General features: G+C 39.6%; 9 protein-coding genes, 1 rRNA gene and 1 pseudogene. 10 read left to right on the top strand and 1 reads right to left on the bottom strand.

Annotation, left to right across the window (positions count from 1 at the left end):
• Window positions 1-4: 4 nt before the first annotated feature.
• The 8 genes from JCM9140_RS14575 to JCM9140_RS14540 all read left to right on the top strand — a co-directional run bounded on the left by JCM9140_RS14575 (window position 5) and on the right by JCM9140_RS14540 (window position 8,313).
• Window positions 5-982, top strand: coding sequence for an electron transfer flavoprotein subunit alpha/FixB family protein (locus JCM9140_RS14575; RefSeq protein WP_034747979.1), 978 nt, complete (start codon window positions 5-7; stop codon window positions 980-982).
• A gap of 111 nt (window positions 983-1,093) precedes the next feature.
• Window positions 1,094-3,175: a (Fe-S)-binding protein gene (locus JCM9140_RS14570; protein WP_034747977.1), complete on the top strand. Its 2,082-nt coding sequence runs from the start codon at window positions 1,094-1,096 to the stop codon at window positions 3,173-3,175.
• Window positions 3,176-3,264: 89 nt separating this feature from the next.
• Window positions 3,265-4,491 carry an L-2-hydroxyglutarate dehydrogenase gene (lhgD, locus tag JCM9140_RS14565; RefSeq protein WP_034747974.1) on the top strand — a complete coding sequence of 409 codons (1,227 nt, stop codon included), beginning with the start codon at window positions 3,265-3,267 and terminating at the stop codon, window positions 4,489-4,491.
• Window positions 4,492-4,529: 38 nt separating this feature from the next.
• Window positions 4,530-4,862, top strand: coding sequence for a DUF3870 domain-containing protein (locus JCM9140_RS14560; protein WP_034747972.1), 333 nt, complete (start codon window positions 4,530-4,532; stop codon window positions 4,860-4,862).
• A gap of 286 nt (window positions 4,863-5,148) precedes the next feature.
• Complete coding sequence (glaH, locus tag JCM9140_RS14555) at window positions 5,149-6,087, top strand: glutarate dioxygenase GlaH (protein WP_034747969.1); 939 nt, start codon at window positions 5,149-5,151, stop codon at window positions 6,085-6,087.
• A 121-nt stretch (window positions 6,088-6,208) separates the two neighbouring features.
• The gene (locus tag JCM9140_RS14550) at window positions 6,209-6,415 is read left to right on the top strand and encodes a hypothetical protein (RefSeq protein ID WP_034747966.1); all 207 of its coding nucleotides are present in this window, start codon (window positions 6,209-6,211) and stop codon (window positions 6,413-6,415) included.
• A 634-nt stretch (window positions 6,416-7,049) separates the two neighbouring features.
• Window positions 7,050-7,577 (top strand): RNA polymerase sigma factor, encoded by a 528-nt coding sequence (locus JCM9140_RS14545; RefSeq protein WP_034747963.1) that lies wholly within the window; start codon window positions 7,050-7,052, stop codon window positions 7,575-7,577.
• Window positions 7,561-8,313 (top strand): hypothetical protein, encoded by a 753-nt coding sequence (locus tag JCM9140_RS14540; protein ID WP_034747960.1) that lies wholly within the window; start codon window positions 7,561-7,563, stop codon window positions 8,311-8,313. Before JCM9140_RS14545 ends, JCM9140_RS14540 begins: the two co-directional genes overlap by 17 nt.
• A gap of 81 nt (window positions 8,314-8,394) precedes the next feature.
• On the opposite strand, the gene ilvA is transcribed toward JCM9140_RS14540, so the two are convergent.
• Window positions 8,395-9,600: a threonine ammonia-lyase gene (ilvA, locus tag JCM9140_RS14535; protein ID WP_034747957.1), complete on the bottom strand. Its 1,206-nt coding sequence runs from the start codon at window positions 9,598-9,600 to the stop codon at window positions 8,395-8,397.
• 196 nt (window positions 9,601-9,796) lie between these two features.
• On the opposite strand from ilvA, the pseudogene JCM9140_RS14530 reads away from it, so the two are divergent.
• A pseudogene (locus JCM9140_RS14530) lies at window positions 9,797-12,974 on the top strand (SNF2 helicase associated domain-containing protein).
• Window positions 12,975-13,639: 665 nt separating this feature from the next.
• A 16S ribosomal RNA gene (locus JCM9140_RS14525) occupies window positions 13,640-13,734 on the top strand; the annotation flags it as partial.

Genomic DNA, 13,734 nt, shown 5'->3' with positions numbered 1-13,734 from the left:
TATAATGGCCAAAAAAGTATTAGTGGTTGCTGAAGTTCGAGATGGGGAGTTACGTAACGTATCATTTGAAGCAATTGCAGCAGGAAAAACGATCGCTGATGGTGGAGAAGTTGTTGGCGTTCTTTTAGGGGATAATGTTTCTAGTTTAGCAGAATCCTTAATTCATTTTGGGGCAGACCGGGTCGTTCAAGTTAACGATGCCCAGTTAAAGACTTACACGACAGATGCTTATCAACAAGCATTATTACAAGTATTTGATATCGAAGATCCAGAAGCAATCGTCCTTGGACATACTGCTATTGGAAAAGATGTTGCTCCACGCCTTGCGATGAAATTAAATGCAGGATTAATTTCTGATGCGGTTTCAGTTGAGGTAGAGGGAGGAGAGGCCGTATTCACTCGGCCAATCTATTCGGGTAAAGCATTTGAAAAGAAAAAAGTAAAAGAAGGAATTATTTTTGCTACGATTCGTCCGAATAATATTGCTGCTTTAAATCAAGATGCAAATCGAACTGGTGATGTGGCAACGATAACGGCTGAAATTAAGGACTTGCGCACAACCATCCGAGATGTCATTCGTAAAGCAACTGGAGGGGTTGATTTATCTGAAGCGAATGTTGTTGTTGCGGGAGGCCGCGGGGTTAAAAGTCAAGAAGGATTTGGACCATTACAAGAACTCGCTGACTTATTAGGTGGAGCAGTTGGAGCTTCAAGGGGAGCTTGTGATGCTGAGTATTGTGATTACGGCTTACAGATTGGGCAAACAGGTAAAGTTGTAACTCCTGATCTCTATTTTGCGATTGGGATCTCCGGTGCGATCCAACATCTAGCCGGAATGTCAAACTCTAAAGTGATTGTTGCCATTAATAAAGATCCTGAAGCACCTATTTTTGAGATGGCTGATTACGGAATTGTCGGAGACCTTTTTGAAATTGTTCCGATATTAACGGAAGAGTTAAAGAAATCACTTGTAACAAATTAATCAATAGTTGCTTGGACAAAAGGGAAACAGTAGGTTACTCCTTTTGTCCAATTCTTGTAGTTTTAAAAAAGATACACACCTAATTACTTCAACGATGAAAAGAGGTTTATTATGGATGTTCTTGAATGGATTAACCGAATATTATTTCTAGTAATCACTGCGTATGCTGTTTCTTTATTTATTAGATTAGTAAAAACAAGGTATGAATACATTAAGCTAGGGAAAAAAGCAGAATTTAATCATGCGATGAACGAGCGACTGATTGCGGTCTGGATTAATGTATTTGGACAGAAAAAATTAATGAAGGACAAAAAAAGTGGGTTTATTCATCTTTTGTTTTTCTATGGTTTTTTACTTGTTCAAGTTGGAGCCATTGATTTGATCTGGAAAGGGCTTATACTTGGTTCGCATTTGCCGCTAGGTCCAGTTTATCCGTTTTTTACATTTTTTCAGGAATTGGTCGTATTAATGATTTTAGTGGCTGTTGTTATGGCTTTTCACCGTCGCTACATAGAGAAACTAGGACGACTTAAGCGAGGTTGGAAGGCTGGACTTGTTCTTATTTTCATTGGCGGCTTAATGACATCGAAACTACTAGCAAAAGGGATGGAAATTATCTGGTTTGATAAATCGCTAAGTAGTTGGGAGCCAATTGCTTCTAGCATCGCTTCTATTTTTGGTTTTGTCTCTCCTGATGCAGCAGGAGTTTTGTTCTTCGTTTTTTGGTGGATTCACTTATTATTTCTGTTAAGCTTTCTCGTTTATGTACCGCAATCTAAGCACGCTCATTTAATTGCAGGACCAGCAAATGTCTTTTTAGGACGTACACATAAAGTCGGACAATTATCATCTATTAATTTTGAAGATGAGAGCCAGGAAGTGTTTGGTGTTAGCAAGATTGAAGAATTCAATCAAAAGCAATTGCTTGATTTATATGCCTGTGTTGAATGTGGACGCTGTACAAATATGTGTCCGGCAACTGGAACAGGAAAAGTTCTCTCCCCTATGGATCTAATTGTAAAAATGCGGGATCATTTAACAGAAAAGGGAGCGGCTGTAACGTCTAAATCAGCGTGGCTTCCGGAGTTTGTTTTTTCAAACACGAAAGCGAATCAACTGGCGATGCAAGGGGCTGGATCTCAAGAAGTAGCAGCTGGCTATGGTGTTAACTTAATTGGGGATATTATTACTGAAGAAGAGATTTGGGCTTGTACGACTTGCCGAAATTGTGAAGATCAATGTCCTGTCATGAATGAGCATGTTGATAAAATTATTGATTTGCGGCGTTATCTAGTGCTCACAGAAGGGAAAATGGATGGAGATGCGCAGCGTGCCATGACAAACATTGAGCGCCAAGGAAATCCTTGGGGGATTAGTCGTAAGGAACGAGAAAACTGGCGCGAAGGTCGGGAGGATATACATGTTCCTACCGTAAAAGAAATGGAGAAGACTGGTCAAGAATTTGAATTTCTCTTTTTTGCTGGTTCTATGGGCTCATATGATAAGCGAAGTCAAAGGATAGCTCAATCATTCGCGAGAGTAATGAATGAAGCAGACGTAACCTTTGCCATTATAGGCAACAAAGAGAAAAACTCAGGTGATACTCCAAGACGATTAGGGAACGAGTTTCTATTCCAAGAGTTAGCTACAGCTAACATTGAGTTATTCAAAAAGCATAACATCAAAAAAATTGTCACGATTGACCCACATGCTTACAATACGTTCAAAAATGAGTATCCTGAATTTGGTCTTGAGGGGGTAGAGGTCTATCACCATACCGAGCTATTGGCTCAATTCATTAAAGAAGGTCGAATTCAACCAACGTATGAAGTGAAAGAGAAAGTGGTTTATCATGATTCGTGCTATCTTGGCCGCTATAATGAAGTTTATGAACCGCCGCGCGAAATCTTACGGGCAATACCAGGTGTGGAGGTTGTTGAGATGAAGCGAAACAGACAAGATGGTATGTGCTGTGGTGCAGGTGGTGGGATGATGTGGATGGAAGAGGATACAGGTCAACGTGTTAATATAGCCAGAACCGAGCAGGCGTTAGATGTCGAGCCATCTGTGATCGGAAGCGGATGCCCATATTGCCTAACGATGTTAAGCGATGGTACAAAGGCAAAAGAAGTAGAAGAGAAGGTCCAAACACTTGATTTAGTTGAGATTTTGGAAAAGTCTTTGGTTGGTTAGTTAACAATGGGGGGCGCAATCAGAAGCTATCTTTTTGAGACAGACCCACTAGTAGTAGGTAGTGTCACTTTTGAGGGGAGTAAAATGAAATGTATGATTTTACGATCATTGGCGGAGGAATTGTTGGTTTATCAACTGGCATGGCATTGACGGAAAAATACCCTGAAGCACGTGTGTTGGTTTTGGAGAAGGAACAGGAATTGGCTTTTCATCAAACCGGTCATAATAGTGGAGTGATTCATTCCGGCATTTATTATAAACCAGGAAGCTATAAAGCAAAATTTGCAAAACAGGGCAGTCAGTCCATGACGGAATTTTGTCAGAAACATGATATTGAGCATGACATTTGCGGCAAGGTTATCGTGGCTACAAGAGAAGAGGAACTTCCTTTGTTAGATAACTTATATAAGCGAGGTCTAGATAATCAATTAGCGATTAAAAAGATTAGCAGGGATGAGCTTAAGGAGATTGAGCCACATGTGAACGGGTTAAGCGGAATCCGAGTTCCGATGGCTGGAATCGTCAATTATAAAGAAGTTAGTCAAATGTTTGCCACATTTATTAAACGTTATGGAGGAGTAATTAAATTAGGAACAAAAGTAATAAACATAAATGAATTACCAGATGAAGTGATTATTGAAACAGATAAGGGGACATATAAGTCTCGCTTCATTATAAATTGTGCAGGTCTCTATAGTGATCGGATTGCAAAACTAGCTGGTTATAAAACAGATTTGAAAATTGTGCCGTTTCGAGGTGAGTACTTTAAGCTGAAGCCGGAAAAACGTTATTTGGTCAAACATCTCATCTATCCTGTCCCTAACCCTAATTTCCCATTTTTGGGCGTGCATTTTACTCGAATGATTGGAGGGGAAGTAGATGCTGGACCTAACGCTGTTCTAAGTTTTAAACGAGAAGGCTATAAGAAAACTGATTTTAATCTTAGCGATTTTACCGAAGTAATGACCTATGGAGGTTTTTGGAAGTTAGCAACTAAGTATATGAAAGAGGGAATGGAAGAAATGCTTCGCTCTTATAGCAAGTCAAGGTTTGTCGCAAGTTTACAGCAATTAATTCCCGAAATAAAAGAAGACGATTTAATTCCAGCTCCTTCTGGTGTCAGAGCCCAGGCATTGCAAAGTAATGGAGCCTTGATTGATGATTTTCATATTATTTTAGGAAAAAACAGCATTCATGTTTGTAATGCGCCGTCCCCTGCTGCTACTGCATCGATAGAAATCGGAAAAGAAATTGTTCGTCGTATACCGGAGTTTTCGAGTCTGACAATAGCTAATCATCACTCTATTAATTTATAAACCTTCCCTGATGCCTGTTTAAAAAAGGAGGACTATTTATGATTGATTCTAACACCGTGTTTATAGCGGGACATGCGAGGTTGCCACAAGGTATGGCTGCTAAAAGTATGTTTGATACATTAACCATTACAGCTGAAATTGAAATGAGATATGGAGTTATTCTAGAAGCTTCTTGTACCTTAGCAACTGACCATGGGCGAGAATTTATTGGAAGAGCCTTAAGAGGCATTAGTTTAAATGACGGAATAGATGCTACTATAAAATATTTGGAGGATAAATACCGTGGCAAAGCAACCAACGCTCTAATCGCCGCATTAAGGGATCTTCATACACATTATCTCCAAGTTAAAGAAGTGAATTGTAAAGTCTGAACTTTTAGAAAAAATTATTGACACTTCTGTTGGAAATTATTATAATAAATGTATATTATTGTATATGTTGACCTTTGGTTAAAAGCAGACCCAAATCGTTAGCAATATAGTAATGTCACTAATGATGCAAAAAATTGAAATATGAAACTGAATTATTTACTGTGACTCTTCTAAAAAGAGCAGTGAAGTAAATAATAGCCAGTTATATTATGTGAAGGTTTACATAATATACTGGCTATTTTTGTTTTTTGCGCTTAATTTAAAACACATTAGGGAGGAATAATGAATGAGTACCGTTAAGCAGGAAAACCTTAAATTTGCAGGTGTGAGCGAAACATATGAGGTTCAAGCTCATCCTCAGAGTAATCGACTATATCATATTAGTATGAAACCGGAAATTGTAAAGCGATTTTTCCAACGTGTTAGGGAGAATGATATTTCAGTCCAACGTTTGGAATATACTCCTTACGAACGGCACGTTGTTGCTGGCTTTCTTCTAGAGTTATCGGGATCTGGATTACAAGATGTCATCTTAAATATTTTGCATGACCGTGATTCTGGTGGTTTTACGATTGGTGTGCAAGGTGAACAGTTAAATACAGATGACTATGTCATCTTTTCAACAGCCCTAGCTCATTTAGCTGGTCTGCCTAACCATGATGCGATGTCAAATAAGTATTATGCTAGATTTACGGTAAAAGACACCGATGATAGTGATTCGTATTTACGTCAAGCATATCGGTTATTTACGATGCATACGGATGGGACATTTGTCGATGAACCAACAGACTGGTTATTGATGATGAAAATGCATGAAGCCCATGCTAAAGGTGGAGAATCTAGGTTACTCCATTTGGATGATTGGGAAGACTTAGAAAAGTTTTCGACAGATCCGTTAGCGTCTCATGAATTTACTTACAAAGCCCCACCTAGTAAAAATGTTGCACAGGAAATTAAACGGACCGTTTTCTTTAAGGTAAATAATAAACCATGTATTTGTTTTATTGATCAATTTGCTCACCCTGAGTCAATTGAAGAGGCAAATTACTTGAAGAACCTTAGTCATTCTATGGAGAGCGATAAGAATGTCATTGAATTAGAACTTCCTGTTGGTGATTTGGTTATGGTTAATAATTTGTTTTGGTTACATGGCCGTGCAGCATTTGAAAAGAATCCTTTGTTGGATAGAGAATTACTTCGACAACGTGGGCGTTTTACTAAATAAGAGTACCAGGGAGGTCTTCTAATTTCGGAGACCTCTTTCTTATAAATGTAGCTCTTTACTAGGTGTTAATCAGAAGTCATGAAGAATGTAATTTCCTATCACTCATTTCAGAGTCCTTTGAATGTCCGGTGCAATTGATGGAACAATCGTTGGTAAGTTTTTAGACTATGTTAGTGGATTTTTGCTTAATCATTTGTCACGTGAACAAGGAAATTTCATGATGTATAGTAATGTTCTCTTCGGTTTTGTACCACTTAAATGGATAGTAAAGCAAGTTTCATTTGATGAATTTTTTAAAGTTGTACAGGTAAACGTACAAGGTAAATGAGGAATCGAGAAAGAGGTTATGAAAGTTCGTAGGGCGCGTCCAAACAGTTAGGCTGGAAGGTAGGCAAATCCGCTTTCCGCAAAGGCTGAGCTGTGATGGCGAGGGAACTTCTTTATTAAAGTTATAAAAAATTCTTTTAGGGAGCAAGAAACATTTCGTTGTCGAAAAGGAACGGTGTATCTCTATGTTGAAAGTGAAGAGACAGTAGATCCTAAGTGTCAGCCTTCAAAAGGCGATGCAGCCTATTATATAGCAAAGCATGAAGTGATTTTAACGGAAGGAACACAGTATACCATCCCTCCAAAATGTTAAGTTTACTATTAATAGAAGTAACTGTATCTTTTTCGTTAGACGCTTTCCTTTTTGGATAGCGTCATTTTCGAGTTTTAAGTAATAACTGTGGATGAGTAAAAGGTCTAGCTGTCGATAAATGAACATGTTCCCCACAACAAGTGGAAAACCACTCCTTATCCACGAAGTTCTCCATATTAGAAGAGATATACACGTGTCTGGCTTAGAAGAGAATTAGATATCCATAGAAAAGACTAGGTTACAATTTGAAAAATAATTGCGACGAAATGAGCCGGTTTACGTCTAAGTATCAGGAACATATATGCTAGGGGGGAAGAAAATTTTGTCCAATGATAAGCAACAAGTGATTTCAGAGTGGTACTCGCAATATAGCCACTCGATATTCAGCTACATTTTGTTGATGATTCAAGACCAGCAACTGGCTGAAGACTTGACTCAGGAAACGTTCATAAAAGCCTATAAAAATTATGCGAGTTTCAAAGGGAATTCTAGTCCAAAGACATGGTTGTTTACCATAGCGCGTCATACAACCATTGACTATGTTCGAAAGCGAAAGCCAGTCAGTTATTTGAAAGAGTTACTTACTGTAAAAAAAGACAAAGAACCTCTGCCAGATGAGGTCGTTCAAATTAAGGAGAGCTCAAAAGAATTGTACGATGCGTTGAGTCATTTAAAGAAAACATATCGCGATGTTCTCATCTTAAGGAAAGTAAAGGAGTTTTCCACAAAAGAAACGGCAGAGATCTTGAACTGTTCTGAGAGCAAAGTAAAGTCAACGTTAAATCGAGCAATTCCAGCTTTAGAAAAACAGCTTCTGAAGGAGGGCTACTTACATGAAAACTCCATTTGACGATCGGTTGAAACAATTGGATGGTGATATTCAATGGAACGAACAGAGAAAGTATAAGGTCAAACAAGAGCTTGAAGCTGAAATGGGAAAGCTCGAATCGAAGTCTCCAATGATGAAGCCTGTATTTGTGTACACTTCGAGTCTCGTTGCATTTGTTTTGTTGCTGGTGGTTGGGTTTAACATGCTGACGATGAGTGATCAGCAGACGCCATCTGATGAGGGGAACATTCCTCCTGTTGTAGAAGAAGATGTGGTGGAAGAAGATAATTATATAGATGAAAAGGAAGAGGAGATAGATTCTGAAGATGATGTGAAGATGACGGAAGATCGAAGCACTTGGACTGAGGAAGAAATGGAAAATGATATATCAGCAGGCATTACATTAACACATCGTCAATTAACGAAATATGTGGACGGTGAATGGACTCCCGAGTACCGAACAGACGAAGATCAACAAATCATGATGGAGTTGTTTTCTACTATAAGTCAAGCTTCTACGGCAGCGTTTCATACAGGTGCAGATAATTACCTTTATGTTGATTTAATGAATGTAAATGAAGTTTTAGGAGAGGCGTTCCGAACCGAAGATGAGGAAGGATTACGGCTAGCTTACCAAGTTCTGCACGATCTTGATGTAGCATACAACGGATATGAGCCAGATCTGGGGCCGTTTGAGGTTACGTTGTATCGAGATGCCACTTATGATGTCGTGAGAGCGTATTTGGGGAGGGAGTAATAGCGCTATGGAGGACGGTTAATTTTTAAGTGCCTGCTACGACTTGAAGTATAAATTTCGGGTGGTGACAGGCACTTCTTCTTAAATCAACTCCGCTGTAAACCCTTTTTTCTCCAAGGCTTGTACGATTTCTTCAATATGGTGTTGATCTCTTGTTTCAACTGAAATGGACAATTGGGCGTAGCTTGGATAAATTTTATTGCCCATATGGCTAAAGGCGATGTCCAAAATGTTTCCTTCGTGTTTTGTTACAACCTGTAACACCTTTTCGAGGTTTCCTGGCTTATCTTTGAGGATCGTATTAAAACGCATAAATCGTCCGGCCTCAACCATTCCTCTTTCAATAATTCTTGATATAAAACTGACATCTACGTTTCCTCCACTAATAATGGGTACGACTTTCTTGTTTTTGATAGGGAGCTTTTGGTTTAATAGGGCAGCTAGTGAAACGGCGCCTGATCCTTCCACGAGTAATTTATTCCGTTCAAGTAGCATGAGCATCGTTCGAGCAATTTCTGTTTCGTCAACCGTGAGCATGTCGTCCACATATCGTTGAACTAACGGAAAGGTGTGTTCTCCTGGCCTTTTTACCGCAATTCCATCTGCCATCGTTGGACTAGCCTCGACTGTAATGGGTTCCGTTTTCAGAAGTGACTGTGCCATGCTCGGGCAAGCTGCTGCTTCCACCCCGTAGACTTGTATTGATGGATTCTTTTCTTTTACGGCAGCGGCAACTCCAGCAAGTAACCCGCCACCTCCTACTGGACAGACAATCGCATCGACTTCAGAAATCTGTTCTAGAATTTCCAGTCCAACCGTTCCTTGACCTGCGATGATGGCTTCATCATCAAAGGCATGAACAAAAGCAGCGCCTGTTTGATCTTGTAGACCTATTGCATAAGCAAGAGCGTCATCAAATACAGCTCCTTGTAATTCAACGTTTGCGCCATATTCTCTTGTTGCTTGGACTTTGCTTAATGGCGCCCCGGCTGGCATGATAATGGTCGAAGGGATGCCAAGCATCGTACTGGCGTAAGCAACACCTTGTGCATGATTTCCTGCAGAAGCGGCAATCACCCCATTTTTTAATTCTTCTTTTCTTAATGAAATCAGTTTATTGTAGGAGCCGCGTACTTTAAAGGAGCCTGTTTTTTGCAAATTCTCAAGCTTTAAATAAATATCGTTATCCGAAAACTCACTAAAGGTAAGGGAGTAGTCTAATGGAGTTTTATGTACGATTTCCGCCATTTTTTCGTGAGCTGTTGCAATATCGTGTAATGAAACCATTTGTGCGCCTCCTAGGTATGCTTGCGATCAGTAGCTAGTATAGGTTAGTTTTTACAGGATGAAAAAGGTTATTCGGAACAAAGAATATATTGATGTTAATGGTCCTATCATGCTGCCAAAAGCTTGAATCTTTTTTGTTCATTCAAATTATGATAGGGTTTAACTAACGACGAAATCAAAGAAGAGAGCGGAAGTCATGGAGATGAAACTAACTCACAAGAAGATTAAAGAATTATGCGGCATGGTCTCCTATAAAAAAGGGGACTCTTTTTATCGCTCCAATAAAGTGACATTTCAAGAGTATCGCCCTGATCTCTGTGAAGCGACCGTTAGCGGGACGGAAGACTTTCATGTCACGATTGAAAAAGGAGAAATAGGGGACATTCAAATGACGTGCAGTTGTCCTACATTAGCCAACTTTCAAAAAAGCTGCCAACATATCGCAGCCGTTTTATTAGCCATTTATGATCGCAGGCGGCAAGAAACATCGCCTTTAAGTGTACAAGCTGATTCGGTTGTTTATGGTGAGTTAACGAAAGACTTTATCTCTCTTTTTCAAGAAAAGCCAACACAAGCAAGTGGAAAGCAACGTTATTTTGAAAAAAGAGACGTTCTGAATGTCAGGTTTACGGTTAAATCTGTTTGGATCAGTAGGAATCAGCTTTTGCTTGGAATGGAAGTGGAGATTGGGAAGAGTAAGGTACGAGACATACGAGAGTTTCTAGCAAATGTGAAACAAGGAAAACCTAGTGAAGGTACATATGATCCGAGCATTCACTATTTCTCTGAGGAAACAGATGCCGTTATTCAACAACTTATTAAAATCAATCATGATGAAAAAGTTTTTCTTGAAGCCATGCCTGCTGAGACGAAGACATTACTGATTCCACCTTCCTCTTGGGAGGAATTTATCCCTTTATTCTCAAAAGCTCCATTCATTTCTCTTTTACATGATGGGCATATTTATGAACGATTCAACCTGGTCGAAGGAGCACCTCCTATCCAATTTAGTCTTGAAGAAACGGAGGGTGCTGATTATCAATTGGTGATCAAAGGTTTTGAACGAATGAGTGTTTTACCCCTTTATCGTGTGGTGTTGTGTGAGGGGAGCGTGTTTTTGCTAGAGGAAAAAGATTGCGACCGATTATTTGAATTAAAGCAAATGTTAGTGTCCCCAAGTAACAACATTGTTCCGATTCCACAGGGGAAAATGGATTTTTTTCTTACTGACATTGTCCCTGGTTTGAAGAAAATCGGTAAGGTTCACCTTTCAAAGGTGTTATCTGAGAAGTTGTTGAAAGCTCCACTTGTTGCCAAGCTCTATTTGGATCGTTTGAGAAATCGACTGCTTGCCGGACTGGAATTTCATTATGAAAATATCATCATTCAACCTCTAGAAAGTCGAGACATTTATAAAGGTCCGATGGTGATTAGAGATGTGGAAAAAGAAGAGGAAATTCTGCAAGTAATGGAGCAAAGCGGGTTTTCAAAAACAGATGGTGGTTATTTCATGCAAAATGAAATGCTCGAGTATGAATTTTTATACCATGTTGTTCCCAAGCTTAAACAACAAGTCCAAATCTATGCGACAACCGCTGTACGCAACCGGATCTTTAAAAAGAATGCTTTTCCGAAAATTAGAGTGAAGGTCAATCAAAAAGAAAGAACGAATTGGCTGGCCTTTACATTCGAAATGGACGGGGTGGCAGACGATGAGATTAAGGAGATTTTAGCGGCATTAGAAGAGAAGCGTAAATATTACCGTCTTCAAAGTGGGTCGCTTTTGTCACTTGAAACAAGAGAAATGGAAGAAATTCAGCGTTTCTTGAATGCCGTCCCACCTCAAGATCAAGACTTGGAAGCAAGTCTTGATATGCCAATCACAGAAGGGCTCAAATTTCTTGATTTTATTGAGGACAGCGATGTTTTTAAGGCAGAAAAATCATTTCGTCAATTTCTCGATCAGTTGCAGAATCCCGGAAGCGTACAATATGAGGTACCTAAAAACCTAGATTCTGTCTTACGAGACTATCAAAAACGTGGATATCAATGGATGAAGACACTCGCAAGCTGTGGCTTTGGAGGTGTTTTAGCCGATGACATGGGGCTGGGGAAAACGGTGCAAAGCATTACCTTCATCGTTTCAGAGCTTCCTCGTATTCGTGAAAGTGGCCAACCTGTGCTCATTGTTTGTCCATCGTCGTTAACGTATAACTGGTTAAGTGAAATCATGAGCTTTGCACCGGAACTAGAAGCAGTTGTGATTGATGGAAAGAAAGAAGAAAGAGAACGGCTGCTAAAGGATACGAAAGAAGATATTATCATTACGTCTTATCCGTTATTGCGGCAAGATATCAAATGGTATGAAAAGCAAAGGTTTCATACGGTTTTCTTTGACGAGGCTCAAGCGTTTAAAAACCCGGTAACCCAAACCGCTCGAGCTGTTAAAAAAATTAAGGCCGAGCATCGTTTTGGACTGACAGGCACACCGGTGGAAAATGCACTTGAAGAACTTTGGTCGATTTATCATGTTGTCTTTCCTCAGCTATTTCAAGGATTAAAAAAATACAGCGAGCTCACGAGGAAACAAATCTCTACAAGAGTTCGCCCGTTTCTACTACGTAGAATGAAAGAGGATGTGCTTTCTGAGTTACCAAAGAAAGAGGAATCACTTGTATTAGCCGAGCTGCTTCCTGAACAAAAGAAGTTGTATATGGCTTATTTAGCTAAGCTCAGGCACGAAACCGTCAAGCACCTTGATAAGGATACACTGCGAAAGAACCGGATGAAAATATTAGCAGGAATCACGAGCTACGCCAAATTTGTTGTCATCCTGCCTTGTTTGTAGATGGCTATAAGGGAAGCTCGGCTAAATTTGAGCAGCTTCTGCAAATGGTTGAAGAATTGAGGCTTTCTGGAAGGAGAGTGTTGATCTTCTCCCAATTCACAAAAATGCTTGAGTTGATTGGCAGAGACTTACGTTAAGAGGGCATACATATTTCTATCTTGATGGGCAAACACCTTCCGAAAAACGATTGGATCTTTGCGATCGATTCAATGATGGAGAGAAAGAGCTGTTTCTGATTTCCCTAAAAGCAGGGGGAACAGGACTGAACCTGACAGGAGCGGACACCGTTATCTTATATGACCTTTGGTGGAATCCGGCGGTCGAGGAACAAGCAGCCGATCGAGTGCATCGAATGGGACAGAACAAAAAGGTGAAGGTGATCAAGCTAGTGGCTAGTGGAACGATTGAGGAAAAGATGAATGAGCTCCAAGAGAAAAAGAGAGATCTGATTGCCGAGATTGTGGACTCAGAAGCGCAACGGTCGGTTGCCTTAACGGAAGAGGATATTCGGGAGATGTTGATGTAGCAAGGGGATCTCTTGAGTCTTTTGCTTTATTAGACGAAGGAAGCGCATAATCGGTTTTGCGCATCGTAGTTCGCGGTGGAAATTTTAAAGAATTCTTAATCAGGTTGTTTTCATTGAAGAAATAAAGAGATGTTATGTTAATGTAGAGTTTGGTGATTAAGGCAGGGGGAACTCTGTCTTTTTTTCTGTTAGCATTGCTAATGAGTCCTAATCGTCGGTTAACTTTCTCAGGTTATATGGGTGGTAACAGCCACTTTTATTAAGGTTGAGTAGTTTTTGGAAGTGATAATAGAATGGTTGATAGATTTTAGTTGTGTTTTATGTTCTGCTATGATAAATTATTAAATCTAGCCGCAAAAATTAATTTTAAATTATTACTTGCGCAGAATTATTATTCGTGATATATTATTACTTGTCGACACGAACGGTTTATTGTTTCGTTGGGGATTGCGAAAATAACTTTTAAAAAGTTGTTGCGCAGAATGAAATGTTATGTTATGATAATGAATGTCGCTGAGGAAAACAACGACAAAGAGTTCTTTGAAAACTGAACAAAAGCCAAGCGAAATAGAGATACATGATATCTCGTCAATTTTTTTCTTGTCGTTTTTTGTGAAAAACGACGAAGTATCGTTAGCGATACATTTTGAGCTTACTCAAACACTTTTATGGAGAGTTTGATCCTGGCTCAGGACGAACGCTGGCGGCGTGCCTAATACATGCAAGTCGAGCGGACTGATTAAGAGCTTGCTCTTATGAC

The organism is Halalkalibacter wakoensis JCM 9140, from assembly GCF_000513095.1.
Taxonomy (GTDB): domain Bacteria; phylum Bacillota; class Bacilli; order Bacillales; family Bacillaceae_D; genus Halalkalibacter; species Halalkalibacter wakoensis.
This window is presented reverse-complemented; position numbering and strand designations above follow the sequence as displayed.

Excerpts from the sequence above, each read along its gene's own strand:
- JCM9140_RS14575 (WP_034747979.1), top strand. The coding sequence starts at position 5 with ATGGCCAAAAAAGTATTAGTGGTTGCTGAAGTTCGAGATGGGGAGTTA.
- JCM9140_RS14570 (WP_034747977.1), top strand. The coding sequence starts at position 1,094 with ATGGATGTTCTTGAATGGATTAACCGAATATTATTTCTAGTAATCACT.
- lhgD (WP_034747974.1), top strand. The coding sequence starts at position 3,265 with ATGTATGATTTTACGATCATTGGCGGAGGAATTGTTGGTTTATCAACT.
- JCM9140_RS14560 (WP_034747972.1), top strand. The coding sequence starts at position 4,530 with ATGATTGATTCTAACACCGTGTTTATAGCGGGACATGCGAGGTTGCCA.
- glaH (WP_034747969.1), top strand. The coding sequence starts at position 5,149 with ATGAGTACCGTTAAGCAGGAAAACCTTAAATTTGCAGGTGTGAGCGAA.
- JCM9140_RS14550 (WP_034747966.1), top strand. The coding sequence starts at position 6,209 with ATGTCCGGTGCAATTGATGGAACAATCGTTGGTAAGTTTTTAGACTAT.
- JCM9140_RS14540 (WP_034747960.1), top strand. The coding sequence starts at position 7,561 with ATGAAAACTCCATTTGACGATCGGTTGAAACAATTGGATGGTGATATT.
- ilvA (WP_034747957.1), bottom strand. The coding sequence starts at position 9,600 with ATGGTTTCATTACACGATATTGCAACAGCTCACGAAAAAATGGCGGAA.